23 protein-coding genes are annotated in these 23698 nt (G+C 56.2%); 13 read left to right on the top strand and 10 right to left on the bottom strand.

What is annotated here, in order from left to right; all coding sequences use genetic code 11:
- Window positions 1-100: 100 nt before the first annotated feature.
- Both K325_RS0107830 and K325_RS0107825 read left to right on the top strand, forming a co-directional pair.
- Window positions 101-682 (top strand): DUF4956 domain-containing protein, encoded by a 582-nt coding sequence (locus K325_RS0107830; protein WP_211218143.1) that lies wholly within the window; start codon window positions 101-103, stop codon window positions 680-682.
- Between the two features lie 10 nt (window positions 683-692).
- Complete coding sequence (locus K325_RS0107825) at window positions 693-1691, top strand: polyphosphate polymerase domain-containing protein (protein ID WP_084694191.1); 999 nt, start codon at window positions 693-695, stop codon at window positions 1689-1691.
- 149 nt (window positions 1692-1840) lie between these two features.
- Here K325_RS0107825 and K325_RS0107820 read toward each other — a convergent pair whose 3' ends face one another.
- From K325_RS0107820 to K325_RS0107800, 5 genes are all read right to left on the bottom strand, one after another.
- The gene (locus K325_RS0107820) at window positions 1841-2539 is read right to left on the bottom strand and encodes a TSCPD domain-containing protein (protein ID WP_029653713.1); all 699 of its coding nucleotides are present in this window, start codon (window positions 2537-2539) and stop codon (window positions 1841-1843) included.
- A 29-nt stretch (window positions 2540-2568) separates the two neighbouring features.
- On the bottom strand, window positions 2569-4707 hold the full coding sequence (locus tag K325_RS0107815) for an adenosylcobalamin-dependent ribonucleoside-diphosphate reductase (protein ID WP_029653712.1): 2139 nt from the start codon (window positions 4705-4707) through the stop codon (window positions 2569-2571).
- A gap of 570 nt (window positions 4708-5277) precedes the next feature.
- Window positions 5278-6072, bottom strand: a complete 795-nt coding sequence (locus K325_RS0107810; protein ID WP_029653711.1) for an ABC transporter ATP-binding protein — start codon at window positions 6070-6072, stop codon at window positions 5278-5280.
- 9 nt (window positions 6073-6081) lie between these two features.
- Entirely contained in the window at window positions 6082-6984 is a 903-nt protein-coding gene (locus tag K325_RS0107805) for an ABC transporter permease (RefSeq protein ID WP_029653710.1), read from the bottom strand.
- 66 nt (window positions 6985-7050) lie between these two features.
- Entirely contained in the window at window positions 7051-8025 is a 975-nt protein-coding gene (locus tag K325_RS0107800; protein WP_029653709.1) for an ABC transporter substrate-binding protein, read from the bottom strand.
- A 266-nt stretch (window positions 8026-8291) separates the two neighbouring features.
- On the opposite strand from K325_RS0107800, the gene K325_RS0107795 reads away from it, so the two are divergent.
- The gene (locus K325_RS0107795) at window positions 8292-9959 is read left to right on the top strand and encodes an AMP-binding protein (protein WP_029653708.1); all 1668 of its coding nucleotides are present in this window, start codon (window positions 8292-8294) and stop codon (window positions 9957-9959) included.
- Between the two features lie 82 nt (window positions 9960-10041).
- Here K325_RS0107795 and K325_RS0107790 read toward each other — a convergent pair whose 3' ends face one another.
- A complete protein-coding gene (locus K325_RS0107790; RefSeq protein ID WP_029653707.1) occupies window positions 10042-11730 on the bottom strand; it encodes an ABC transporter permease in 1689 nt (562 codons plus the stop codon).
- Between the two features lie 151 nt (window positions 11731-11881).
- Window positions 11882-12895: a Fe(3+) ABC transporter substrate-binding protein gene (locus K325_RS0107785; protein WP_029653706.1), complete on the bottom strand. Its 1014-nt coding sequence runs from the start codon at window positions 12893-12895 to the stop codon at window positions 11882-11884.
- 195 nt (window positions 12896-13090) lie between these two features.
- On the opposite strand from K325_RS0107785, the gene K325_RS0107780 reads away from it, so the two are divergent.
- The 3 genes from K325_RS0107780 to K325_RS0107770 all read left to right on the top strand — a co-directional run bounded on the left by K325_RS0107780 (window position 13091) and on the right by K325_RS0107770 (window position 15507).
- The gene (locus K325_RS0107780) at window positions 13091-13369 is read left to right on the top strand and encodes a PilZ domain-containing protein (protein ID WP_029653705.1); all 279 of its coding nucleotides are present in this window, start codon (window positions 13091-13093) and stop codon (window positions 13367-13369) included.
- 62 nt (window positions 13370-13431) lie between these two features.
- On the top strand, window positions 13432-14022 hold the full coding sequence (locus tag K325_RS0107775; RefSeq protein ID WP_051146594.1) for a hypothetical protein: 591 nt from the start codon (window positions 13432-13434) through the stop codon (window positions 14020-14022).
- Between the two features lie 177 nt (window positions 14023-14199).
- Window positions 14200-15507, top strand: coding sequence for an HD-GYP domain-containing protein (locus tag K325_RS0107770; RefSeq protein ID WP_029653703.1), 1308 nt, complete (start codon window positions 14200-14202; stop codon window positions 15505-15507).
- On the opposite strand, the gene K325_RS0107765 is transcribed toward K325_RS0107770, so the two are convergent.
- On the bottom strand, window positions 15497-16612 hold the full coding sequence (locus tag K325_RS0107765; RefSeq protein WP_029653702.1) for a hypothetical protein: 1116 nt from the start codon (window positions 16610-16612) through the stop codon (window positions 15497-15499). The genes K325_RS0107770 and K325_RS0107765 overlap by 11 nt on opposite strands.
- A gap of 246 nt (window positions 16613-16858) precedes the next feature.
- Between K325_RS0107765 and K325_RS0107760 the strand changes: the two genes are divergently transcribed.
- From K325_RS0107760 to queF, 3 genes are read left to right on the top strand one after another with little or no spacing between them, the layout of a single operon-like run.
- Window positions 16859-17809, top strand: a complete 951-nt coding sequence (locus K325_RS0107760) for an ABC transporter ATP-binding protein (RefSeq protein ID WP_029653701.1) — start codon at window positions 16859-16861, stop codon at window positions 17807-17809.
- Window positions 17806-18579 carry an ABC transporter permease gene (locus tag K325_RS0107755; protein WP_029653700.1) on the top strand — a complete coding sequence of 258 codons (774 nt, stop codon included), beginning with the start codon at window positions 17806-17808 and terminating at the stop codon, window positions 18577-18579. The genes K325_RS0107760 and K325_RS0107755 overlap by 4 nt, the downstream gene beginning before the upstream one ends.
- Before the next feature lie 18 nt (window positions 18580-18597).
- Window positions 18598-19416 carry an NADPH-dependent 7-cyano-7-deazaguanine reductase QueF gene (queF, locus tag K325_RS0107750; RefSeq protein WP_029653699.1) on the top strand — a complete coding sequence of 273 codons (819 nt, stop codon included), beginning with the start codon at window positions 18598-18600 and terminating at the stop codon, window positions 19414-19416.
- 8 nt (window positions 19417-19424) lie between these two features.
- Here queF and K325_RS0107745 read toward each other — a convergent pair whose 3' ends face one another.
- Together K325_RS0107745 and K325_RS0107740 are read right to left on the bottom strand one after the other, a co-directional pair.
- Window positions 19425-20864, bottom strand: a complete 1440-nt coding sequence (locus K325_RS0107745; RefSeq protein ID WP_029653698.1) for an adenylate/guanylate cyclase domain-containing protein — start codon at window positions 20862-20864, stop codon at window positions 19425-19427.
- 2 nt (window positions 20865-20866) lie between these two features.
- Entirely contained in the window at window positions 20867-21178 is a 312-nt protein-coding gene (locus tag K325_RS0107740) for an Mpo1-like protein (RefSeq protein ID WP_029653697.1), read from the bottom strand.
- A gap of 135 nt (window positions 21179-21313) precedes the next feature.
- Between K325_RS0107740 and K325_RS0107735 the strand changes: the two genes are divergently transcribed.
- The 4 genes from K325_RS0107735 to K325_RS0107720 all read left to right on the top strand — a co-directional run bounded on the left by K325_RS0107735 (window position 21314) and on the right by K325_RS0107720 (window position 23673).
- Window positions 21314-21895, top strand: coding sequence for a nitroreductase family protein (locus tag K325_RS0107735; protein ID WP_029653696.1), 582 nt, complete (start codon window positions 21314-21316; stop codon window positions 21893-21895).
- 206 nt (window positions 21896-22101) lie between these two features.
- Window positions 22102-22500 carry a flagellar basal body rod protein FlgB gene (gene flgB / locus K325_RS0107730; protein ID WP_029653695.1) on the top strand — a complete coding sequence of 133 codons (399 nt, stop codon included), beginning with the start codon at window positions 22102-22104 and terminating at the stop codon, window positions 22498-22500.
- A 33-nt stretch (window positions 22501-22533) separates the two neighbouring features.
- Entirely contained in the window at window positions 22534-22977 is a 444-nt protein-coding gene (gene flgC / locus K325_RS0107725; RefSeq protein WP_029653694.1) for a flagellar basal body rod protein FlgC, read from the top strand.
- 18 nt (window positions 22978-22995) lie between these two features.
- Complete coding sequence (locus tag K325_RS0107720; protein ID WP_029653693.1) at window positions 22996-23673, top strand: flagellar hook assembly protein FlgD; 678 nt, start codon at window positions 22996-22998, stop codon at window positions 23671-23673.
- Window positions 23674-23698 lie beyond the last annotated feature (25 nt).

The raw sequence follows: 23698 nt of genomic DNA, 5'->3' as shown, positions 1-23698 counted from the left end.
AAGTTTTTTGATTTAACATGATTGAAACATTATTATGCCCTCCACCGATACATGGTAGTTCGCCTCTAGTCTGTGACGGAGGCCTCAAAAGGAGGATGTAATGATGGAAATGTTTGAAGCTTCTTACTTTGAGCTCATCGCTCGCTTCGGTATCAACGTGGTGTCGATGTTGGTGCTGATTTTTGGCATGTACTACCGGCGCTATCGCGACAAGGAACTGGTAACCACCGCTGCCATGTTCAACGTGTTTGTATTCGCTGTGCTGTCGGTGCTCTCAAATGTGCAGTTCAGCCTGGGTGCCGGTTTTGGTCTGTTTGCTATCCTCGCGTTGTTTACCCTGCGTTCTGAGCAGATTTCGAAAGTCGAAATCACTTACTTCTTTGGCAGTGTTGCTATTGCGGTGATCTGCTCGGTATATGGCACCCAGCTGCCATTTGTGATGGCTATTTCTTTGTTAGTGCTGATAGGTGCGTATCTGATCGACCACCCCAGAATTCTCAGCAAAGTGGATGGCATCAAGATCACCCTGGATCGCATAGACGTCCATGCCTTGGCTGATCCGAACACCATGCGCACAGACCTTACCGAGCGCCTGGGAGTTCAGGTGATGTCTTACCAGATCCTGTCGTTCGACTACGTGAATGATACCGCTCGCATCAACGTGTTCTACCGCAAAAACTGAGGTGAGTGTGATGTTACAAACGATCTCAACAGCGGGAAGTCGTCGGCAGTTCCGCCATGAAGAACATCATTCATTGGGAGTGTCTGGAGGGGCTGAAACCGGCAATCCGGAACAGGCCATCCAGTCGGACGCTGACCAGAGCGGTTACGACTGGCTGGTGGCACCGTTCGAGCCCATCAGTCTGGATGAATTGAATGCCAAAGCTTCGATGCTGGTCCGGCTCGACAACAAATATGTTCTGGACGCGGCAGATATGAAGCACGCCATTGCGCGCTTCAACGAGAGTTTTGATGTGCTGGAAATCGATGGTCTTCGCCGGTTCAACTACGAAACCTGCTACTTTGATGATGAAGATAACACCTCGTACACCGACCACCATCGTGGCCGCAGGAAGCGCTTCAAAGTGCGTCTGCGCAAGTACGTCGAAGCGCAGCTGTGTTTTGTAGAAGTGAAGCTGAAAAGCAAGCGTGGCATTACCATCAAGAAACGCATGAAACAACAGGTGGAAAACTACGGCACTCTGGATGAGGCTGCTATGGAGCATGTACGCCGTTCTTATGCGGAGGTCTATGGGGGCGATTTCAACCGGCCACTGATGCCATCGGTTGAAATGCGCTATCAGCGGGTAACCCTGGTTTCAAAGGAAGGTGATGAGCGCATGACCATTGACTTCAATCTGGAGTTCATGCGCGGGGAGCGCCGTCTCAGGCTGGATTCCGGCAAGTTCATTATTGAAACCAAATCACCGAACGCCAACGGTCTGGCCGACAAAATCCTGCGGAGCCTGCACAAGCACCCGACCAAGAACTGCTCGAAATACTGTGTGTCGATGGCGTCGATGCAGGCGGTAGACAAATACAACCGGTTCATTCCCGCCATGCGGCGCCTGAATGTGCTGCCGGAATCCAAAATGCTGACCCAGGCGAGAGTGCGAGAATGGGCCAGGGTGCAAGGACAGGATCGGGAGGCGGAGTACTCTGGCAGCGGCGTATTAATATGCCCTGCCTGACGGACATTCAAACCCCTGTGGCGAAACGGGACAGGGTACCTGCCCGTTGGAAACGGTCAGGGTAACCGGCGTGTCGCATTGATTGCAGTCCAATAAAAAGGCCTGGTAGATTTCGCAACCAGGCCTTTTCTGCTTTGGGGTTGATTACCTCAGCCGCACTTGCTGTCTCCGCAAGACAAGCAGGTAGCACAGCCGTCCATGACGATGACGGCCTTGGTGCTGCACTTTCCGCACATAGTGGCGTTGGCCGGGTACTCGCTGGCGCTGTCGTCGTTGGTGGCTTTGTTCTGGCTGGCTTCAAACTCGGCGCGTTTCTCTGCGAGGATGCGCTTGGTGGTTTCGCTCAGCTCGTCACTTTCCAGCAAGCCGATGGCTTTCAGGTGCTTTTCAATCACCGCGCCGATTTCGGCCACCAGTGAGGGCATGAACACGCCACCTTTCTTGAAGTAGCCACCGTTGGGGTCGTACACGCTGCGAAGTTCTTCCACCAGGAAAGTAACGTCGCCGCCTTTGCGGAAGACCGCAGAGATAACTCGGGTGAGGGCGATAACCCACTGGAAGTGTTCCATGGCTTTGGAATTGATGAACACTTCGTACGGCTGTCGGCTTTCGTGGTCGGTGCCTTCGTTTAGCAGGATGTCATTGATGGTAATGTACATCGCATGCTCGGCCACTGGCGGCTTGATCTTGTAGGTGGTGCCCAGCAGGAAATCGGGGCGCTCGATGTTTTCATTCATCTCCACCGGTTTGGTGTCGGCTGCCACAGACGCTTGCTGTTCACCGTTGGTTTCGGCATCGGCTTTCTTTACCCGGTAGCCGACGATTTTGTTGCTGATTTTCACTGTCATTTTCGTAGTCCTGTCTGTCGGTTCCCGGATTAATACTTGCCGTAAGTGCCTTCTTTCAACGCGTCGAAGAGGTTGGCGGCAGTGTGGGTCTCGCCGTCATACTCTACCTGTTCGTTGCCGCGCAGGGTCACTTTGCTGCCGTCGTCCAGCGTAAATTCGTACAGGGTGTTCTCAAGGTCTTTCTCTTTGACCAGTACGCCCTGGAAAGCTTCCGGGTTAAAGCGGAAGGTGGTGCAGCCTTTCAGGCCCTTGTCGTAGGCGTAGAGGTAGATGTCCTTGAAGTCCTGGTACGGGAATTCTGTCGGAACGTTGGCGGTTTTGGAAATGGAGGAATCTACCCACTTCTGTGCCGCAGCCTGGATGTCGACGTGCTGCGTGGGCGTTACGTCATCAGAGGTGGTGAAATAGCTGGGTAGCTTCTTGTCGGCCTCGTCGGAGAAAGGCATAGCGCCCGGGTTAACCAGGTGACGGTATGCCAGCAGCTCAAAGCTGAAAACGTCGACTTTCTCTTTGGTTTTACGGCCTTCACGAATGATGTTCCGGGCGTAGTGGTGAGAGAAGCTCGGCTCAATGCCGTTGCTGGCGTTGTTGGCCAGCGACAGGCTGATGGTGCCAGTCGGGGCAATCGAGGTATGGTGGGTGAAGCGGCCGCCTTTCTCAGCCAGTCTGGCCACCAGTTCCGGCTCTACGTTGGCAATACGGCCCATGTAGGCGCTGTATTTGGCGTGCAGAACCTTGCCCTTTACCTTGTCACCCACCTTGATGCCGTCTTCGGCCAGTTTCGGGCACTTGGTCATCATCTTTGGTGTGATTTCGAAGTCATCTTCCATGATTGGTGCCGGGCCTTTCTCTTCGGCCAGGGCCAGGGACTGGCGCCAGCCTTCTACCGCCATTTCACGCACCACTTCTTCCGTAAACTTCACGGATTCGTCAGAACCGTAAGGCATGCGCAGCATAGCGAGGGTAGACCCCAGGCCCAGAATGCCCATGCCATGCCGGCGCTTGTAGGTGATTTCATGGCGCTGTTCGTCCAGAGGCAGGCCGTTGATCTCAACGACGTTATCCAGCATGCGGGTGAAGGTGCCCACGACTTTGCGGTACTTTTCGTAGTTGAAGCTGGCTTTCTCTGTAAACGGGTAATCAACGAACTTGGTCAGATTCACCGAGCCCAGCAGGCAGCTGCCGTAGGGGGGCAGGGGCTGTTCGCCACAGGGGTTGGTGGCGCGTATGTCTTCGCAGAACCAGTTGTTGTTCATCTGGTTGACCTTATCAATCAGGATGAAGCCGGGCTCAGCGTAGTCGTAGGTGCTGGTCATAATGGTGTCCCAGATGAACTGGGCTTTCACCGTTTTGTAAATGCGGCAGGCCACTTTGCCTTCGTTGTTCGCCACGTAGCCTTCCTGTACCGGGAAGTCGCGGTAGACGAACTGGTTGGCGTCGTTCAGGTTCAGGCCTTCGTCATCGGCTTCTTTCTGGGTGACGGGGAAAGACAAGTGCCAGTCGTCGCCGTTGCGCACGGCTTCAATGAAATCTTCGGTGATCAGCAGAGACAAGTTGAACTGGCGCAGGCGGCCGTCTTCACGCTTGGCCTGGATGAACTCGATGACATCGGGGTGGTGCACATCGAAGGTGGCCATCTGTGCGCCTCGGCGGCCACCGGCAGAAGAGACGGTAAAGCACATGCGGTCGAAGATATCCATGAACGACAATGGGCCAGATGTGGTAGCGCCGGCACCGGCCACGTAGGCACCGCGAGGACGCAGGGTGGAGAACTCATAACCAATACCGCAACCGGCTTTGAGGGTGAGGCCGGCTTCGTGGTTTTTCTCCAGGATGTCATTCATCGAGTCGTCGATGGTGCCTGACACCGTGCAGTTGATGGTAGAGGTCGCAGGCTTGTGGGCTTCTGCTCCGGCATTGGAGGTAATACGGCCCGCCGGGATGGCACCGTTTTGCAGCGCCCACAGGAATTCCTTCATGTACTTGTCGCGCACAGTCTTTTTCTCAACCTCGGCGAGGGCTCTGGCCACCCGCTCGTAGGTTGCGTTGATGTCCTGATCGACCGCTTCGCCGGTTTTCGTCTTGAGCTGGTACTTGCTGCTCCAGATATCCAGCGAAGCTTCCTGCATCGGAATCGTTGTGATCACTGCCTGTGCCTTAGCGTTCATTGCCACCCTCGATTTTCAGTATGTCTCTTTTTGAAGGCGCCGTCCTCAGCGCCTTACCCCTGTAAGTTTCTGGTACTGCTTTGGTTATCTGCGCGCCCGGACCACTAGATGTGGTGTTTTCGCCGGGTAAGGAAGGCGGGCTTCCTTACCCATAAATCTGTCTGCTTCATTGTAGCCAGCGGACTGTCTGCTGGCATTTCTACTGCTTGACTTTCAGTAGGTGTTGGCGTAACGACCCTATATATGGGCTTATTTTGGGGAAGTATAACAGGATATAGTGTTCTGTGAATAAGGGAGCAACTATTGATTGGCCTCGGTAGCGAAAGAAAATCAATGAAAAAATTGTTGAAATGGCGGGAGACCGCGCCAAGCAGGGGTCTCCGAAAGTTACTATATGTTGTGGTTAAAAAGTGTTCGGGAAGATTAACCTGAAGAGCAAAGATTTTGTGATTTCTGCACGTATACGGGCGCGACGTGCCGGTAAAGTATGAAGCGGTGTTGCTAGTATCGGTATGTGGATGGGCGGCCATAAAAAGGGGCCGCTGAAGGCCCCTTTTCTGTGTCCGGCAACTAGCCCAGGAGGAGGCTGTCGTCGTCCACCTGCAGGCCGCGTTGCTTCTCAAACAGGCCGAGAAGGTCTTTCACTTCCAGCCCGTCGCGGTCCTTGCCTTCAATATCAAACACTACCTGGCCCTGATGCAGCATGACGGTTCGGCTGCCGACCTCCAGTGCCTGCTTCATGCTGTGGGTGACCATCAGGGCAGTGAGTTTCTGCTCTTCAATGATCTGTTGGGTGAGCTCCAGCACGAAGTTGGCGGTTTTGGGGTCCAGAGCGGCAGTGTGCTCGTCCAGTAGCAGGATACTGGATGGCGTCAGACTGGCCATCAGCAGGCTAACGGCCTGCCGCTGGCCACCGGAAAGCAGGCCCATTTTGTCACCCAGGCGGTTTTCCAGTCCCAGTTTCAGGGTCGCCAGGCTTTCCCGGAACTGGCCGAGATACTGGCGCTTGACCGCGGCTGTCAGCCCCCGGCTCTGGCCTCGTTTGATGGCCAGTGCCAGATTCTCCTCAATGGAGAGGTTTTCGCAGGTACCGGCGAGAGGGTCCTGGAAAACCCGGGCAACGCGGGCTGCACGTTTGTGTGTGGGCAGGCGGGTCACGTCGAGGTTGTCGACGATGATCTGGCCGCTGTCGACCATCACCTCTCCTGCGAGGGCGTTCAGAAAGGTCGATTTGCCCGCACCGTTACTGCCAATCACGGTAACGAATTCACCCTGGTTGACGGTCAGGCTCATGCCCTGCAAGGCCGGGTTCTCCAGCGGAGTGCCTTTGCCGAAGGTGAGCCTCAGATCGGTTGCGCTGATCATAGTGCCTCCTCAGGCCTTTTTGCTGGTGAAACGGCTGGTGACTTTGGTGCGTATACCCGGCAGAACAATGGCGAGGGTAACCAGAACGGCCGTTATCAAGTTCAGATCCTGAGCCTGAAGGCCCAGCACATCGGCGTTCAAGGCGAAGGCGATTGCTAAGCGGTAGATGATTGCGCCGATCACGCAGGCGAGCAGGGCGCGCACTACTGTAGACGGCGTGATCACGGCTTCACCACCAATGAGTGACGCCAGTCCAATCACGATTACGCCGACCCCCATGGTGACGTCGGCGGCGCCCTGGCTCTGGGCGAAGAGTGCACCAGCCAGGCCGACAAGGCCGTTAGACAGGGCAACGCCAAGGATGATCATGCCGCCAGTGGCGATGCCTTGGGCGCGGGCCATCCGGGCATTGGCGCCGGTTGCGCGCATGGCCAGGCCAGTTTCTGATTTCATGAAACGCCACAACAGGACCAGAGACGCAATCGCAACAAGGGTAAAGAGCACTACGGGAACCTGATGGAAGGCCAGCCCCAGGTCGTACCAGGGGGTAAGAACGGTTTCTTCGGTCAGCAGGGCCACGTTTGGGCGCCCCATGATGCGCAGGTTAACCGAGTAAAGCGCGATCATGGTGAGGATGGAAGCCAGCAGGTTCAGGATGTTGAGCTTCACGTTCAGGATGGCGGTTACCGCACCGGCAGCCATACCGGCAAGAACGGCGCAGCCGGTGGCCAGCCAGGGGTTCCAGCCCTCAATAATCAGGATAGCGGCGACGGCGGCGCCCAGAGGGAAGCTGCCGTCCACCGTCAGGTCGGGGAAGTCGAGTACACGAAACGAGAGATAGATGCCGAAGGCGACCAGACCGTAGATGAGGCCGGTTTCGAGGGCACCGTAGAATGCAATTTCACTGAGCATGGGCTGTTTATCACCGTGAAAGAAAACGGGCGGGCCCTTGTGGGGTCCGCCCGTGTTGGTCAGGCGTTACTTGTCGCTTTTGACGACTTCCTTGGCGTCCTGGATCAGGTCCTCGGGCAGGGTGATGCCCATACGCTCGGCTGCTTCGGGGTTCACGAACAGATCAAGCTCTTCCATAGTTTCAACCGGGATGTCCGCTGGCTTGGCACCCTCGAGAATGCGGGCGACCATAGCGCCAGTCTGGCGGCCGTGGTTGTAGTAGTCGAAGCCCATGGCGGCAACGGCACCACGAGCCACCGTTGCGGTATCTGCCGCGAAGACCGGAATCTTCGCACGCTCACCCACAGAGATAACCGCTTCGGCGGCGCTGACGACGGTATTGTCGGTGGTCAGATAAATGGCGTCAGCCTTGCCAACCAGTGAGCGCGCAGCACCCAGCACTTCGGAAGTTTTGGTTGCAGCCCCTTTTACCAGTTCCAGACCGCGGGCCTGCAGTCGTTCTTCCAGCAGATCAATCAGGGCTGCGGCGTTGGCTTCACCGGGATTATATACGGTGCCGATGCGCTTGGCGTCGGGTACGGCACGTTGCAGCATGTCGAGGTGTTTGTCGATGGGAAGCATGTCGCTGACGCCAGTGACGTTTCCGCCCGGGGCTTCCCAGCTCTTCACCAGTTTTGCGGCAACCGGATCGGTGACGGCAGAGAACACGACAGGCACGTTACGGGCTGCGGCAGCGACGGTCTGGGCTGACGGCGTGGCAATCGCGACGATGATATCCGGGCTCTCGCCAACGAACTTACGGGCAATCTGTGCAGCGATGGCGGAGTTGCCCTGAGCGCTTTCGTGCATCAATCGCAGGTTTTCGCCTTCACGGTATCCGCGCTCGGCCAGCTCATCTTTCACGCCCTGGTGGGCGGCATCCAGGGCCGGGTGTTCAACAATTTGTGTGATAGCAACAACACGAGGGTCGTCCGCCTGAACCAGACTGGCTGCGGCCAGCAGCGACGCGCCGATCAGGGTACGCAAAGATTTTTTGGCCATATGCCCATCTCCGAGTTTGTGGTTGTTTTTCCGTAAAACCGGGGAAAAAAATTATAAGGTGCGCAAGTTTACCACAGGCATAAGGCATTCGGGGTAGCCGAAGGGGCATATTCTTGTACAGATTGGCCGGGTCGTTACAGGTGAAATTATTTTGCACGGATCACGTTTTGACGAGCTCTGGTATGTTGAAATACGCTACTAAAGTCTAATAATACGTAAGCGCGTCACTGCGAATCTGAAACTATAACGACAAATCAGGAAAGTCCATGGACACAACGAAGAAGCTTCCGCTTGAAATGGTCTACCACTGGGAGGCCAGCAGCCCCGATTCTCTCTACATGACTCAGCCGATTGGCGAAGGCAGGGTGGTTGAGTACACCTGGGGCCGAGCCGTGGATGAGGCACGCCGGGTGGCGGCATATCTGAAATCACTGAACCTGCCGGAGAAAAGCCGGATTGGCCTGATTTCCAAAAACTGTGCCCAGTGGGTCATGACTGATTGGGCTATCTGGATGGCCGGGCACATTTCTGTCCCGCTTTACCCGACCCTGAACGCTGAGACAGTGAATTACATCCTGGGCCACGCCGAGTGTGATGTGCTGTTTGTGGGTAAGCTGGACGACTGGGACACCATGAAGCCGGGTGTGCCGGATTCAGTGCGCTGCATTTCTTACCCGCTCAGCCCGCCTAATGACTTTGAAACCTGGGATGACATCGTGGCCAAGTACCCGCCACTGGAGGGCAAAACCCAGCGTGCGCCGGAAGAGTTGGCCACAATCGTGTACACCTCCGGCAGTACCGGCCGCCCTAAAGGTGTCATGCTCAGTTTCAATAACATGGCGTTTGCCGCCGCCGGCGGGATCGAAACCCTGAACGTGGGGCCGGGCGAGCGTATGTTGTCGTATCTTCCGCTGGCACACGTATTCGAGCGCACCTTTGTCGAGCTGGGGTCGTTGTATTCCGGGTTCCAGTTGTATTTTGCAGAGTCTCTGGAGACCTTTGTCCAGGATCTTCAGCGTGCCCGCCCGACCTTGTTCCTGTCGGTGCCCCGTCTGTGGGTGAAGTTCCAGCATGGGGTCCTGCAGAAGGTGCCCAAGCAGAAACTGGAGCGTCTGCTGAAGATTCCGGTGGTGAACAAGCTGATCAAGAAAAAGGTACTCAAGGGGCTGGGCCTGGACAAAGTGAAGCTGGCCGGGTCCGGTTCGGCACCGTTGTCCAACGATGTGCTGGACTGGTACCGCAACCTTGGACTGGAGCTTCTCGAAGGCTACGGCATGTCTGAGAACTTCGCTTATTCCCACATGAACAAACCGGGACGGACCCGAACCGGTTACGTGGGGGAGGCTTTGCCGGGCGTTGAGGTGAAAATCAGTGAGCAGGGTGAAGTGTTGGTGAAGAGCCCCGCTACGATGATGGGTTACTACAAAGACGACGAAAAAACCCGGGAAGCGTTTACCGAGGATGGTTTTCTGCGTACCGGTGACAAGGGCGAGATTGACGAAATGGGTCGCCTGAAGCTGACCGGTCGTATCAAGGAAATCTTCAAAACCAGCAAGGGCAAATACATTGCGCCGGCTCCGATCGAGAACCGGCTGATGGCGCACGATGCCATTGAGATGGTGTGTGTCTCGGGGGCGAACCAGACGCAGCCCCACGCGTTGGTCGTGCTGGGTGAGGAAATTCGCCCGAGGGCTGCGGATGAAAGCTTCCGCAAGGAGTTGGAAGAAAGCTTCCGGCAGTTGATTCAGGATGTGAACAAGACTGTCGATCCGCATGAGCAACTGGCGTTTATTACCGTTGTGAGTGATGAGTGGTCCATTGAAAACAGCTTCCTGACTCCCACGCTCAAGCTCAAGCGAAACGTGGTGGAGGATGCCTATCAGGCGAAAGTGGATAGCTGGTATGCGCAGAAGAAGCCGGTAATCTGGCAGTAAATTGTCCCTTCGTTCCACGAAGAAACAGAAAGGCCCGGCAATTTGCCGGGCCTTTCTGTTTCGGGGCGGGACAAGGCTGTCGTCAGGCCACGGTCCTGGAATTGGAGATGGAGCGATTCATCAGAATGATTGGAATGATGCCGGCGAGTACGATGATCAGCGCGGGAAGGGCGCTGTGGTATAGCTGCTCGTCCGAGGCGAACTGGTACACGTAGGTGGCCAGGGTTTCGTAGTTGAACGGCCGCAGGATCAGGGTGGCCGGAAGCTCTTTCATGCAATCCACGAAGACCACCAGAGCCGCGGTGACCAGCGTGCCGCGCAGAATGGGCAGGTGGACTTTCATCAGGGTTTTGCCCGGTGTGTGGCCAAGAGAACGAGAGGCCATGTCCATGCTGGGGGTTACCTTCTGTAGAGCGCTTTCCACGCTGCCTGCGGAAACTGCCAGAAAGCGAACGGTGTAGGCAAAGATCAGGGCGAATGCGGTGCCACTCAGTAGCAGCCCGGTGCTGACACCGAGATGGTCGCGCATCAGGGTGTCCAGCCAGTTATCAAAGCCCGCCAGCGGCACAATGACACCCACGGCCAGAACGGCACCCGGCATCGCGTAGCCAAGGCTGGAAAGTCGCATCAGCACCTGCATGCCCCGGGTATTGTGCAGCCGTCGGCTGTAGGCCAGTGTGACTCCGATGATCAGGGTGGTGAGGGCTGCGGCGCCCGACAGGAACAGACTATTGAAGGTGTTCCTGATGAAATCAGGGTTCCAGCTGACGTCGAAATACTCCCACGCGTAGTAACCCAGGGAGGCTCCGGGAATGATAAAGCCGAAAATCAGAGGCACGGCACAGACCGCCACGCAGATCATCTGGCGTGGAAATGACATGGTGAAGCGGTGAATCGGGTCCCGGTTGTCGCGGGCAGCATATTGTTGTTGCCGACGCCGGGAGTATCGCTCCAGCGTAACCAGAATAACCACGAACATCAGCATGGTGGTGGCAATCTGGGCAGCACCTCCAAGGTTTCCAAGATTCATCCAGGTGTCGAACAACCCCCGGGTGAGGGTTTGCACTGCGAAGAAATCGACGGTACCGAAATCATTCAGTGTTTCCATCAGTACCAAAGACAACCCAACCGCAATGGCCGGGCGAGCGATGGGCAGAACCACCCTGAAAAACGTGCTCAGGGCCGAATGGCCTAAGCTTCGGCTGACGGCGAACAGCGATGGAGACTGCTCCAGAAATGCGGCCCGGCCCAGCAGGTACACGTAGGGGTATAGCACCAGGCCGATCATCAGGATGGCGCCTTCGAGGCTCCGGATTTCCGGGAACCAGTAGTCGCTGGCGTTCTGCCAGCCAAACCACTCGCGCAGGGCTCTTTGCACAGGGCCAGCGTAATCCAGCAGGCTGGTGTATACATAAGCGATAACGTAAGCCGGTATCGCAAAAGGCAGCAACAGCGCCCATTCGAAGAACTTTCGCCCCGGAAACTCGCACATCGTCACGGCCCAGGCGGTGGCCAGGCCAATTACCAGAGTTAGGGCGCCCACACCGACCATAAGCTTGATGGTGGTCGTGAGATAGCGCGGCAAGGTGGTTTCAAGCAGATGTGGCCAGATGTTCTCTTCCGGGAACAGAGCCAGGAACAGCACAGACAGCACGGGGAGCGCCACAATCGCGGTGGTGATGAATGCGCTGATGAGCCATCGCTTCGAGGTTCGTTTGGCCAGTAGCGGTTGGGCTAGCCCCGGGTTTGCACTGGTAACGACCTCAGTCATGATGATCCTGTTGCGTAATTGGTGATGAGAAGTGTTGCGATTTTAGATAGTGCGTTGCGTCCCTGCAATGACCGCGGTCATCTTTAGTGCCAAAAGAAAAAAAGGATGCCCGGAATGAGCACCCTTTTGCGAGCCTGATTGTGAAGGCAAATTAGCCGTCGTAATCAACCCGATCGACCAGTTTTACGGCAGCTTCGCGGTTGTTGGCGATTTCCTGCAGGGACAGGTTGTCCGGATGGATCTCACCCCACTCAGCGACCAGACCGGAAGGTTTAACCCCGGAGTTGGCCGGATATTCGGTGTTGGCCTCGGCGTAGATGCGCTGGGCCTCGGGAGAGGACAGGAATTCCATCAGCTTGATGGCGTTGTCTTTGTTCGGCGCGCTCTTGGTGAGAGAGATGCCGCTGATATTCACGTGGGTGCCACGGCCTTCAGCATTCGGGAAGACCAGGTTCACTTGCTCGGCAATCGGGCGCTGGTTTTCGTCCATCAGCATGTTGCCGTAGTAGTAGCTGTTACCGATGGAGATGTCGCAAACGCCTTCGGCAATGGCTTTAATCTGGTCGCGATCACCGCCCTGGGGTTTGCGGGCGAGGTTGTCTTTAACCCCTTCCAGCCATTCCTGAGTCTTCTCCTCACCGTGGTGGGCGATCATGGAGGAGATCAGTGCAATGTTGTACGGGTGCTTGCCGCTGCGGGTGCAGATCCGGCCTTCCCACTTGTCGTCTGCCAGTTCCTCATAGGTGCTGATTTCGCCTTCTTTAACCCGGTCTTTCGACGCGAAAATCAGGCGGCCACGGGTTGTCAGGGCATACCATTTACCCTCAGGGTGGCGCAGGTTCTCCGGAATGTTCTTTTGCAGGGTGTCGGACTCCACACCGGCTACCAGATCTTTTTCGACCAGTTCGTTGATCCGGGAGATGTCGACGGTCATCACCACATCCGCCGGGCTGTTACGGCCTTCACGCTCCAGGCGCTCGGCCAGACCTTGCTTGGCGAACACCACGTTGGCTTCAATGCCCGTTTCTTTGGTGAAGGCGTTCAGCAGGGGCTCCAGCAGGTAAGCCTGCCGGTAGGAGTAGATATTGACTTCGCCATCGGCAGAGGCGGAAAGCGGCATGGCGGCCAGCGCGATGGCGGCAGTAGCGGCAAGTTTCATTCGCATAGGTGGTTCCTTTCTATCGCATGGCTGTGATCAATGGGGTTAGCCGTAGATCAATGCTATCGGCAATTAAAAACGACAACTATTCTCATTGTTAAGCGCGAATGAGTCAATAACCCTTCTGGGATATTTTTCAGAAAATAGTGTTATGCTTCATGACACTATAAGAACGAACTAAAATGAGCAGGGTATCCGGGCATGGTCGGTAATGATCGCAGAGAGCATAGCCGCACGGCGATGAGCGCAAAGGTAAAAGTGGTTCATCAGCGATTAGGGGAATTTGTGTTCTCCACTCGTGATATTTCCGACGGCGGTGTTTTTATTGTCCCCGGTGAACAACCCTTTGAGCCGTCCATCGGCGACCTGGTGACGGTACAGGTGCAGGGGCTTCCGGTGCCCGCTCCCATTCTGCACATGGTGGTGGTACGCCGCACGGTCGATGGATTTGGGCTACAGTTTTCCGGGAGTGACGAATAGTCGGCAGAAGTGGTTGCTGTGGTCGCCGTAAACTGTCTGGGTGATCAGGCAGGTTGTAGTCGATGAACAGAATTGTGTCTCTCCGGATGATGGCGTTATTGCTGCCGATGGCCTGGTTGTCGGGGTGCGCCAGTTACTACACTCATTACGCGATGTTTCCCGCCGAAAATTCTGCCGGAGAATCCCGGCATGTGAGAATTCACTGGCAAAGTGCAGAATACCCGGCCTGGTGGCCAGGGGCGGATCAGGCTACGACAATGCGGGTCGAGACCCAGTGCAGTGAGCGTATATGGCGTATTTCAGACGATAGCCATGACGACGCCGGAGCGTGTGGAACCGGGTTGCGGGCTTGTGGTGTGCCAGAGTTCGACATTCTGACGGCGACGGGTGAGCCGGCAGGCGAGGATCAGCCGTGTATGCAAGTGCATCTCCCCGCTGGGGCAGAGCGGGTGGCCGAGGTGGGCAACAGTTTTGACCTTCTGGTGTCTTGCCGCCCGGCGAAGGCGGAAGCCAGGCGAGGTGGTGATCTGGTCAGCCAGGATTACCTCCGGTCGTCCCCTGTGGCGTACACCGTCTATGCCAGGAAAGTTCCCCGAGGCTCCCTGAGCGCGCGTTTGCCGGATTTTGATGAGACTCAGTGCCAGGAAGAGTGAGCGGGATCGGTTTTTACGTGTGAACTTTGTCACGCTGCTACATTTCGTTGCCGAGTGAAACCGGGGGTTACCTTGTGTGTCGAATGAGTAACGCTTGACTACTTATTCGTAATGGTATCTTTACAGTAACGTGTCAAACTGGGAACCCTCAGATGTTCTCTGTCCCCGAGGTGTAGAGTGGGCGTTCGTCAAAAGAAAATTGCGACACATGATCTTGAAATCGGCATGTTTGTGTCTGATCTTGATCGCCCGTGGCATCAGACTCCCTTTCCGATACAGGGCTTTTATCTCCGTACCGAGGATGATCTCAAGGCCGTGGTTTCCCATTGTAAATGGGTGATGATCGACGTTGCCGAAACCCGGGAAGAAATTGCCCTCAGTACAGACCGGATCAAGCCGTTTTCCCGCCGTTCGAACACTCGCTCGGGTGGGCGGGAGGAAGTCCAGTTACCGCCGTTGAGCATTCGTGAACCGGTGACCTATGCCGCCGATGTGCCTCTTCGCAAGGAGGTCAAGGTCTCTCGAAAATTGCTGAGCGACGCCGAATCAGCACTGAGCCGGATGTTTGAATCTCTGGAGGCGGACCAGATGCCGGATCTGCGCCCGGCCGCAGACGTTACCCGTCGGATGGTTGAGAGTGTTGCCAGGCAGCCCAATGCCTTGTTGTGGCTGAGCCGGACCCGCCAGTACGATGACTTTATATACCGCCACGCCTTGAATACGGCGGTCTGGGCGTTGGTGTGTGGTCGGCAGTTGGGCCTGAATGAAGGGTTGTTGAATCACCTGGGTGTAGGCTGTTTGTTGTCTCAGGTGGGTAAAACGGCGCTGCCTAAAGAGTTGCTTGCCCGTGAACACCAGCTTTCCCCTGAAGACTACGCGGTTTACCGGACATACGTAGAGCTTGGCTGCGAGATGCTGGACAGCGCCGGATTATCCCGTGCAGTGATGAGTGTGGTGCAGGGGCATCGTGAGCGCCATAACGGCTCCGGGTTTCCGAAGGGTACTCGGGGTGACCGGATTCCTCTGTTGGCAAAGGTAGCCGGGCTTGCAGAGTTTTTTGAGTCTCTGATTGCGCCGAGAGACGACCAGGAGCCCATGACGCCAGAGAAAGCCGTTGCGCTGCTGTACGACATGCGCAATATTGAGTTTCAGGAAGATCTGGTTGAGGCGTTTATTCAGGCGGTGGGGGTGTATCCCACTGGCAGCCTGGTGGAGTTGTCAGATGGGCAGCGCGGGATTGTCGTGTCTCACTCGCCTGGTCGACGTTTGTGGCCGAGCGTGATGATCATGCAGGACGCAGATCGTCGTCCACTGAAATCGGCCAGGATTATTGATCTGGCCCGCCACAATGAGTCCAGGCCTGCTTCTGAGTTTCTCACGGTGCGCGAATGCCTGCCACATGGTACAGAGGGGCTGGACCCGGCAGGTTACGATGTTACTGGTGCCGAATCCCGCTGGTCCATCAGTAAACTGATCAATCGATAAGCACGCGTATCTGTTTCCGTACCCAGCGATACGTACCTTCGGGTTGAAAGTTCACCAGAATTTCAGATTCCCCGCCTTTCGGGCCATCCACGACATACTCGACTTCCGACGCTTGCCAGTTCTCGGCATGGATAAAGATGTCTGCCGGGCGTTTGCTCTGGGCCTGCAGCCGGATCAGCTGAGGTTTGCCGTCGATTTTCCGGATTCTGACCGTCTGGATGCCGGTGTCGCTGGCAGAATGCACGGCATCTTCCGGTGACAGATAGTATTGCCGTGACAGTGTCCGGGTAATGGCGCCCAACTCCCTTCGCAGGTAATTGCGAGCCTGTTCGTTGTCGAATTCCGTCAGGTCGCGTCTGCCCTGCAGGATCCGGTCTCGCAGGGTTTGCAGGTCCTCCTTGTAGTCAATGTCAGGGTCTAGCTCGCCATCGATGGGGCGCACGGGTGCATCTTCAATCTCAGATTCGGAAGGCGGTTCGCTGCAGAGAGCATCCCCCTTGGGGTAAAAACAGATACTGGCGAGCAACTGGTTGGCCGGAGAGTCCTCGGCGGTAAACTCGCTGATGCTGACGGTAAAGTCCACTTGATTCGGCAGGCCTGGATCGCTCAGCGCCTGGTTGAGCTGGTTGATGACACGCTCACGGAATTCGATGCCTTCATCATCATCTACATTCTCCGACCAGTTCAGGGCCAACAGGAATCGGGAGATGTTCATGAGGGTGCTGTTTTCAAAAAGGGCTTCTTCGGTCACAGAATGGCTGCTCAGGCCTTCGTCATCCACACCCGGGGTTTGCAAGGCATTGCGGGTGGCCTCGAGGAATTCCAGAAAAGTGATGTAATCCCGGGCGGGTACCCCGCCGACAATGGGAAGGTCGCCCACACGGAATGAGATTGTCTCTCCCGGGTAATAACGGAAGCGACCATCGAGGTCTGTCGTTCCGGATTGGCTGGCGGTCTGGTAGGTCAGCCCACTGACACCCTGAAAGTGGAGCTGGCCAACATGCGTGTCGTCGGAGCCTGAGCCTCCGCCACTGTCCAGGCAACCGGCAAGCATGAGTGCGACAGAAAGTGGCATAAGTTGGCGGGCAAGGTGAACGAATTTCATGGCGTGTCGTACAATCCCTTCGCGTTGATCCGGAGTGTCCGGGGGCCGGTGTCCGGTTTGTAAGTTGTTGTAACTGCATTATAAGGGGGGCTTTCGGACCATATCGGGATTCCCGTCGCAGTTTGGCGGTTTCAGGTGGGGTCTTTTCCGGCCCTGCTCCCTTGAATTTTCGGCCCGTGCCTCAATCAAATAGCTCTCTATCTTTTACCTCCTCTGGAGCCATGTTTTGTCACAACGGTGGGGTGTATGACCTACGCACTGGAAATTGAGGGGCTGACCAAAAATTACGGTGATGGTTTTCAGGCTTTGAAAGGCATTGATCTCCAGGTCCGGGAGGGTGATTTTTTCGCGCTTCTGGGGCCGAATGGCGCGGGGAAGTCCACCACTCTTGGTATTGTCTCGTCGCTGGTCAACAAAACCAGCGGGGCGGTCAGGGTGTTTGGTCACGATATCGACACTGATTTGTCGAACGCCAAACTATCGCTGGGAGTGGTGCCTCAGGAATTCAACTTCAATCAGTTCGAGAAAGTGGTGGATATTGTCACCACGCAGGCGGGTTACTACGGCATTCCGCTGAAAGCTGCCAGAGTGTCTGCAGAAAAGTATCTGAAAAAACTCGGGCTGTGGGACAAGCGGGATACCCCGGCACGTATGCTGTCCGGAGGCATGAAGCGCCGCCTGATGATTGCGCGGGCGCTGGTACATGAGCCAAAGTTACTGATCCTTGATGAGCCCACCGCCGGTGTTGACATCGAATTGCGGCGATCGATGTGGCAGTTCCTGGAAGAAATGAATCGCCAGGGCACAACGATTATTCTGACCACGCACTATCTGGAAGAAGCAGAAGCGCTGTGCCGGAACATCGCGATTATTGACCATGGCCAGATCATCCGGCATACCAGCAAGCGCGAACTGCTCCAGCAACTGAGCGTAGAAGCCTTTGTTCTGGATACTGAGCAGGCGTTAGTGGAAGCCCCGGAATTGCCTGGCTTCAAGGCCTGCCTGGGTGAGGATGGGGCGCTTGAAGTGGAAGTGGCCAAAGGGCAGGGCCTGAATGCCTTGTTCCTTGAACTGGAAAGCCGGGGTATCCGTGTGCTGAGTATGCGGACGAAGGCCAACCGACTGGAGGAGTTGTTTGTGCGTATGGTTGAGGAAAATGCCCGCGAGGCGCGTTCTGCAGGGGAGGTGAAAGCATGACGCCCCAAGCACTCTGGACGGCCTTCTCAACCATTGTTATCCGGGAAGTCCGTCGATTCACCCGCATCTGGCCGCAGACATTGTTGCCGCCAGCGGTGACCATGACGCTGTATTTCATCATTTTTGGCAACCTGATCGGTTCTCGTATCGGGGAAATGGGCGGCTACGACTACATGCAGTTCATTGTGCCTGGGCTGATCATGATGGCGGTGATCACCAACTCCTACGCCAACGTGGTGTCGTCCTTCTTCTCAATGAAGTTTCAGCGCAGCATTGAGGAGTTGTTGGTGTCGCCGGTGCCGAACTGGACCATTCTGTCGGGATACGTGGCAGGGGGGATGGCGCGGGGGCTGAGTATCGGGCTGATTGTGACGGTGCTGTCGCTGGCGTTCACCCGGTTGAGCATTCACAACCTGCCCATGGTGGTGGTGACCGTTATCCTGACGTCAGCCCTGTTTTCACTCGGCGGGTTCATTAACGCGATGCTGGCGACGAAGTTTGACGACATTTCGATTGTGCCCACCTTTGTGCTGACGCCGCTCACCTATCTGGGCGGGGTGTTCTACAGCATCCAGCTGTTACCGTCGTTCTGGCAGGGTGTGTCCATGGCCAACCCTATCCTGTACATGGTTAATGGGTTCCGTTACGGCATACTGGGAGTTTCGGACGTTAATCCGTTCGTGTCTCTTGGTATGATTCTGGTTTTCATCATCTTGCTGGCGGTCGTTGCATTGCGCATGCTCGCCCGTGGCAAGGGTATCAGGCACTGATTCATTTCCGGAAGTGATATGGCTCTTGATAATGCGCCGCTGGGCAAGTCCAGTGAGTACCCGGATCAGTACGATCCGGCTTTGTTGTTCCCCGTGGCCCGGGGCGAAAACCGTCGTCGAATCGGGCTGGAGGATGGTCGCTGGCCGTGGTTTGGCGGGGATCTTTGGCAGGCTTGGGAGGTCTCCTGGCTGAAGCCTGGCGGCATGCCTGTCGTGGCCTGGGCGGAGATCTGTTTCCCGGCGGCTTCGCCAGCCATTATCGAGAGTAAATCGCTGAAGTTGTATCTGAACTCTCTGAACCAGGCGGTGTTTTCGTCCGGAGAGCAGGTGGTGGAAACCATCACCCGGGACTTATCCAGCGCCTGTGGTGCATCGGTGAACGTGCAGTTGCGCAGTGTGGATGCATCCGCGCCAGCAGTGGGTCGCCCTGACGGTTTTGAGCTCATCGACGATGAGCCTGTGGATGCTGTGGTTTATGACTACGCGCCGGAATCGCTTCTGGCAGATGGCCCGGTTGTTACCGAGGGCTTGTGTTCCCACCTCCTGAAAAGCAATTGTCCGGTAACCGGGCAGCCGGACTGGGCTACCGTCTTCATACGGTATACCGGCCGGAAGCTTAACCGGTCTGGGATATTGCGTTACCTCGTCAGTTTTCGCCAGAAACAGGATTTCCATGAACACTGTGTGGAAACCATCTTTACTGACCTTATGACCAGATGTCAGCCCGAGTCGCTGACGGTGTGTGCACGCTACACGCGTCGGGGCGGGCTGGACATCAACCCCTGGCGAAGCACGGATGCAGAAGAGGGCCCGGGCCCGAGGCTTGTCAGGCAGTAACGGGCAGATTATTCCGTATCGTCTTCCTGGCGCAGCCGCTCGGCTGCGTCTTCCAGGGCGCAGAGGATGGCTTTGCGCTCCCTTTCGGTCACTTTGTCGGAGTCCAGATACATGGCAAAGCCGCTGTGCTCGTGCTCCAGAAAGCTTCGGTTGGGCCCCATATCGCGGCGGAAATCCACTACTTCATAGATGGGAACTGGCCGGCCAAAACCTTTCACGGTGATCTCGCCTTTGTCCCGGCACATGATGCGGTCTTTGATCAGTGAGAAGGTTTCGTAGGAGACCAGGATTTCACCGGGTTCAGCCAGGGATTCGAGGCGGCTGGCAAGGTTCACTTCCTTGCCGATGATGGTGTAGTCCATTCGGTTTTCAGCGCCAAAGTTGCCCACCGTCGTGTAGCCGGTACTGATGCCCATGCGGATTTCCAGTGGCGTCTTGATGCCCTGGCTGCGCCATTTCTGGCGCATAATCTTCATGTGCTTGCGCATCTCAATGGCCATGGAGACGCAGGAAAATGCGTCTTCCCTTGGGCCCCGGCTGGTCGGGTCACCGAAGAACACCATGATGGAGTCGCCCACAAATTTGTCGATGGTGCCGCCATACTTGAGTGCGACTTCAGACATCTCATTGAAGTAGTGGTTAAGCAGTTCCGTAAGCGCTTCGGGCTCCATTTCCTCAGACAGCTCGGTAAATCCCTTGATGTCTGAGAAGAAGACCGCGAGTTTCTTGCGCTGGGTTTCCAGGCGAACGTCGCGCTCTCCGGTAAATATGGATTGCCAGACCTGCGGCGAGAGGTATTTGGACAGTTTGTGAGACAGGGCGATGGACTGTTCCCGCTGATTCTGGATCTGGGTCTTGGCCAGCAGCAGGGCCCTGGCTTGTTGATGAGAGTAATACGCGGTCACGCAAATGTAGGTGCCGGTCGCAAGGATCGCAACAATGCTGGTCAGTAGTGGGGCGTCAAGGCTGGCTGCCGTGCCGGTGCCGGCAACGGCAGCGACCATCGAGCCCGACATGATGGCGGTGCCAAACAGCCATTGCCGAACACCGCCGACAATCAGGCAGCTGAACATCAGCATCAGAATCACCGAAACGGTGGGGATGGCAATCAGGCCGAGCAGGCCGATAAATACACCGCCGATGAGGCAATCGAAAAACAGCATTTTCTGCCGGATTCGGGCGGAGCGTCTCAGAAAGGTCCTTCGCGTCAGTAAATGTGCGAGATGTGGCCAGATCATTGCGCCTGCCACCATCCAGAGCAACCATTGTGGAAGCACTTCCTGTAGCACCCCGGTTACAATAATCACCGCGGTTGCGGTGTAAGCCAGGATGCGCCCGTTGTAATCCGGCATGGGGGGGATAGCGACGGTGTGGTCGTAGAGTTCGCCTTGTCCAAGCTTGCCGGCGTTGTCGGTGACGCTGCGTAATTCGGCAGGTGCACTCATCATTTTCAGAACCGGATCCTGCCGATCAGCATGTCACGAAACATCACCCAGTCTCCCATCAGGCTATACAGAGGATGTTTGAAGGTGGCGGGTCTGTTTTTCTCGAATTGGAAGTGGCCAATCCAGGCAAACCCGTATCCGATAACCGGTAAGGCGAGCAGCCACAGTACGTTGCCGCTCAGAATGGCCCCGATACCGACCAGAAGTACAAGTAAGCTGCCGGCGAAATGAAGGCGGCGACAAATCACGTTCTGATGTTCTTCCAGATAGTATGGGTAGAATTCTGCAAAGTTGCGAAATGCCCGCTGGTCGCTCATGGTATGCTGCCGGTGCTTTATAATTGTTGGTTTGAACTACGACTAAAGGTTAACAGTATTACGTAGAACTCACAATTGATCCGGAGCAAGGTTGCCCCTGAGAGTCATTGGAAAAACCATCAACAGCGAGAGTGTATGAGTTCGATTACCCGTTTTATTCTGGACCGTGCCTCCGAACCACGTTTGGAGCAGCCTGCGCCGCCGGTGGCGGTTGTTGATCAGGCTTTTCAGTGTGCAAGCAGAGCGCCTGATCACGCCTTATTGAGGCCGTGGCGGTATCTTGTCGTGGAGGGTGGCGGGCTGGCGGCTCTGGGTAAGCTGTTCGCGGCGTGTTGTCCGCCGGAAGCGTCGGAAAAAGAGCAGGAGAGGGCGCGTAATGCTCCTCTTCGGGCACCCATGGTGATAGTCGGTGTTGCAAGCCCCCGTCCTCACCCCAAAGTGCCGGAAGCAGAGCAAGTGATGTCAGCTGCTGTCGGGATGTCCTTTATCTCGTTGGCGCTGAATGAGGCGGGTTTCGGTACGATGTGGCGGACCGGGCCGGTGGCTTATCATTCCTCGCTTCATGAGGGGTTGGGGCTTGAGTCGGGCGAGTCGGTCGTGGGCTTCCTCTATACCGGCACGGTGGCCAGTAAGAAGCCGCAGGTTCCCCGGCCTGAACCCCGGGACTACGTGGCCAGGTGGGAAGCGCCGGATCGGATCATGCCCTGGCAAGAATAGGTAGGCGGAGCCGGTGAGGAAACCGGTTGCCGCCTCCGGCTTCTTATTCGGCTAATTGCCGCCCAAATAATATACAGCCTCCTTTGAAACCCGCACCAGTGCGGGTTTTTCTGTTTCTGGCATCCTGCTTGCTTTACCTGCTTCAGAACGCAAAACCGGCAATCACTGAGGCGTTGGCCGGTCGGTGCAGAGATCTGGAGGCAGTCATGGCAATTTCATTCGATAACGCGCTGGGTATTCACGAGCAGGCCCTGCAGACCCGAGTCAGGCGTGCGGAAGTGCTGGCCAACAACCTTGCCAATGCTGACACCCCGGGATACAAGGCCCGGGATGTGGATTTTCGGGCCATGATGCAAAAAGCTCAGGAGTCGGTGTCCGGGCTGGCAATGGCTACCACTCACAATGGTCATATGGATACCTCTCAACCGGGCAGTGACGGTGAGTTGCTGTACCGGACTCCGCACCAGCCTTCGATCGACGGTAACACCGTTGACGCCCAGGCCGAGCAGAGCCGGTTCATGCGCAATGCCATGGACTACCAGGCCAGTTTCCAGTTTCTGAGCAGTAAGTTTGCCGGTCTGACCAAGGCGCTGAAAGGCGAATGATCCGCCGTATGAGCCCGATTAAAGGAGATTGTCATGTCACTGGGTAACATTTTCGATATTGCCGGTTCCGGCATGACCGCGCAGTCCCTGCGTCTGAACACAACAGCATCCAACATTGCCAATGCGGAGACTGCCAGTTCGAGCACAGATACCGCCTATCGTGCCCGAAAGCCTGTGTTTGCGGCCATACAGCAGGCCATGCTGAATCCGGGCCATCAGGGGGCGGGGGGCAGCGAAGGTCCCGGCGCCGGGGTTCGGGTCGAGGGTATTGTTGAAAGTGATGCCGAACTTCAGATGCGTTACGAGCCGCATCATCCGGCCGCCAATGAGGATGGTTACGTGTTCTACCCGAACGTTAACGTGGTTGAGGAAATGGCGGACATGATGTCCTCGTCCCGGAGTTTCCAGATGAATGTCGATGTGATGAATACCGCGAAGTCGATGATGCAACGAATTCTGACTCTGGGTCAGCAGTAAGAGAACGGGGAGTAAGCCATGAGTGCAGTGAATTCCGCAGCCGCCTCTGATGTGCTGAGCCAGTATCGGGCGCAGGCGGAGAGCCGGTCCGGCAAAAGCAATGAGCTTGGCAAAGATGCCTTTATGGAGCTGATGCTGGCCCAGTTGAAGAACCAGAACCCGTTGGAGCCGCAGGATAATGGTGACTTCATCGCTCAGTTGGCTCAGTTCAGCTCCCTTGAAGAAATGCAGAACCTGTCTTCCCGGGTCGATGATGTGGTGGGGCAGTTCCGCTCAAGCCAGGCGCTGCAGGCGTCGGCGATGGTCGGAAAAACAGTGCTGGCTCCTTCGCAGGTTGGCATTCTGGGTGACGAGGGTGAGGTCACAGGTACCATTCAGGTGCCGGCCTCCACTGGTGGTTTGAGTTTGTCGGTTATGAACCAGAGCGGTGAACTGGTGCGGCAGATTGATATGGGAGGCAGCCAGGCTGGTGTGGTGTCCTTCAAATGGGATGGTCAGGATGGTAACGGCAATGATTTGCCGCCCGGACCCTACACAATTGTCGCAAAAGGGTCCTATCCCTCCGGCATGGAGCAGTTGCCAACGATGGTCAGTGCTAATGTGGATAGCGTGTCGCTGGGCAAGAACGGCTTCATTACATTGAATCTGGCGGGAATGGGCTCTATTCCGCTGTCTGAAGTTCGACAAATTAACTGATCCGGTGTCAGGTCAGGAGGTATAA

The organism is Marinobacter daepoensis DSM 16072 (genome assembly GCF_000421165.1).
GTDB lineage: Bacteria > Pseudomonadota > Gammaproteobacteria > Pseudomonadales > Oleiphilaceae > Marinobacter > Marinobacter daepoensis.
The sequence above is the reverse complement of the archived record's forward strand: the minus strand, read 5'-3'. Positions and strand labels throughout refer to the sequence as shown.